Here is a 2074-nt window from a genome sequence, read left to right on the forward strand (position 1 = left end):
ACCCTCCAACGCCCATGCGTGTGATGTCTTGCGGAGTCGGTCGTTCGCCGGCTAATATGCGGTCCAGCACCCAGTCGAACCCATTCTCCTTCGGGCTGCGCGCGCATCCTGGCGCCCCGACGACATGAACATCGCCGACCCTACCGAGCACCAAGAGATTACCGGGATCGACGGGCATACCGACCTGAATGATCTCGCCGCCGGCAAGCCGGATCGCTTCCGGTATGACGTCGCCGGCATCGATGACCGCCGAAGCGCCAAAGACAATCACCAGCTTCGGCATCCGGTCAGGTGCTGCCAGCGCACGACGGATCGCATCGGCAACATCGGCCGCCTTATGGGCAACACGCTCCTCCCGCTGCAGCACGCTGCCCGAAGGACGCAGCCGCTGCGAAAGGATGCGTGCCGTCTTGTCCATGACCGAGGCCTTCAGCGACGGCAATTCCGTTGCGACGAGCGAAACGGCATGAGGCAAAAACGGCCTGACCTCGAAAACCGGCATGCGCCGCAGAATTTCGACGCCTGCCGCCACTTTCGCCCCGGAAACCGCAAGCGGGATAATCTTGAAGGTCGCCACCATGTCGCCCGATCGCACCGGCACGTGGTCGGCGAGACAGGCAAGAGTGATCGCCGGATCGAGATTGTTGATCCGATCGACCGCCGCACGGTCTGCAACGAACAGGCCGTCAACGGCGCTGTAAACATTTACCCGTCCCGTCGCCGCTTCGGAGAAAGTCAGGTGGTCGGGCGCGATCGCACGCGCCAGCTGCTCGGCGGCCTCGTCCTCCATAAGATCGCCGGGCTCGATGCGCGCGGCGATGACACGCGCGATCCCGGCAGCCGTCAAACGGGCTATATCGCCGCGTTCCAGCTTATGCCCCTTGGAAAAATTGCCATCGGCCAGCCGAACGGAATGCGCGAGAACCGCGCCTTCCGCCTCCGCCGTCAAGAATTCGCCGAAGATCATGGATGGCTGCCTTTTGGCGCTGACACATCCCGCCCGCGAAGCGAGCCGATGATTTCAGCCAGGATGGCGACTGCAATTTCTGCCGGGCTTGCGGCGCCGATGGGAAGCCCGATCGGAGCATGGATGCGAGCAAGTTCCGTGTCATCCAAACCTTCCCGCCTCAACCGCTCCAGGCGACCGGCATGCGTCTTGCGGCTGCCGAGCGCGCCGACGTAGAAACAGCCTGTCCTCAACGCCTGCAGAATCGGTTCGTCGTCGATCTTCGGATCGTGTGTCACGGCAACCAGCGCCATGTAGCTGTCGAGCGGCCGCTCCCTCAGCGCATCCAAGGGCCAATCGGCAATCAGGTCAATGCCTTCGAAGCGTTCTGGGGTCGCAAAGGCAGTGCGCGGGTCGATGATCGTTACGTCGAATCCCGCAAGCGCGGCCATCCGCGCCAGAATCTGGCTGATATGCACGGCGCCGATGATGACGATACGCGGCGGCGGCAAATGAACATTGAAGAACAGACTCTGTCCGTCGGTCTCAAGCGCTGCGGACTTGCCCGAGCGAAACGCCGATGCCGCGGCATCGGCCAAAGCGCCTTCCAGCCCATCGCCTTCGACGATGAGCCGATCCGGCCCTCCGGAAAGATCGGTGACGAGGATCACCGCCTGCCGCCTGCGCCGCATGTCATTCAACCGCGCCAGTATCTGACGGTCCATCAGGCCAGCCTTTCCACATAGACGCGGATACGGCCGCCGCAGGAAAGGCCGACCCGCCACGCCGTCTCGTCGGCAACGCCGAATTCCAGCATGCGCGATTTGCCCGTTTCGATGACGTCGAGCGCCTCGGTGATGACGGCGCCCTCCACGCAGCCGCCGGAAACGGACCCATGGAAATTTCCCTCGCCGTCGATGACGAGATGACTGCCGGATGGTCGTGGTGCCGAACCCCAGGTATCGACAACGGTCGCCATGGCCACGCTGCGGCCCGCCGACACCCATTCCTCCGCAATCACGAGCGGATCCAGACTTTCGGGTATATCTGACATCAGAGCCTCATCATTTGCCGAGAAACCGCCTGGGATCATGGATATCCGCGCGGCGGGCGGTGAGAGCCGATACG

3 protein-coding genes are annotated in these 2074 nt (G+C 63.2%); all 3 read right to left on the minus strand.

The genetic code is table 11. The features are described from left to right. On the minus strand, positions 1–967 hold a 967-nt coding region (locus tag Q4Q11_RS31595), incomplete at its 3' end, for a molybdopterin-binding protein (protein WP_498571954.1). Beyond that, positions 964–1671: an XdhC family protein gene (locus Q4Q11_RS31600; RefSeq protein ID WP_498571955.1), complete on the minus strand. Its 708-nt coding sequence runs from the start codon at positions 1669–1671 to the stop codon at positions 964–966. The genes Q4Q11_RS31600 and Q4Q11_RS31595, both read right to left, overlap by 4 nt. Beyond that, the gene (locus tag Q4Q11_RS31605; RefSeq protein WP_498571956.1) at positions 1671–2000 is read right to left on the minus strand and encodes an XdhC family protein; all 330 of its coding nucleotides are present in this window, start codon (positions 1998–2000) and stop codon (positions 1671–1673) included. The genes Q4Q11_RS31600 and Q4Q11_RS31605 overlap by 1 nt, the downstream gene beginning before the upstream one ends. Between the last annotated feature and the right edge of the window lie 74 nt (positions 2001–2074).

Source organism: Rhizobium sp. UFLA01-1127, from assembly GCF_059803845.1.

What these genes read in the sequence shown, in the direction of transcription:
- Q4Q11_RS31605 (WP_498571956.1), bottom strand. Translation starts at nt 2,000, where the DNA reads ATGTCAGATATACCCGAAAGTCTGGATCCGCTCGTGATTGCGGAGGAA.
- Q4Q11_RS31600 (WP_498571955.1), bottom strand. Translation starts at nt 1,671, where the DNA reads ATGGACCGTCAGATACTGGCGCGGTTGAATGACATGCGGCGCAGGCGG.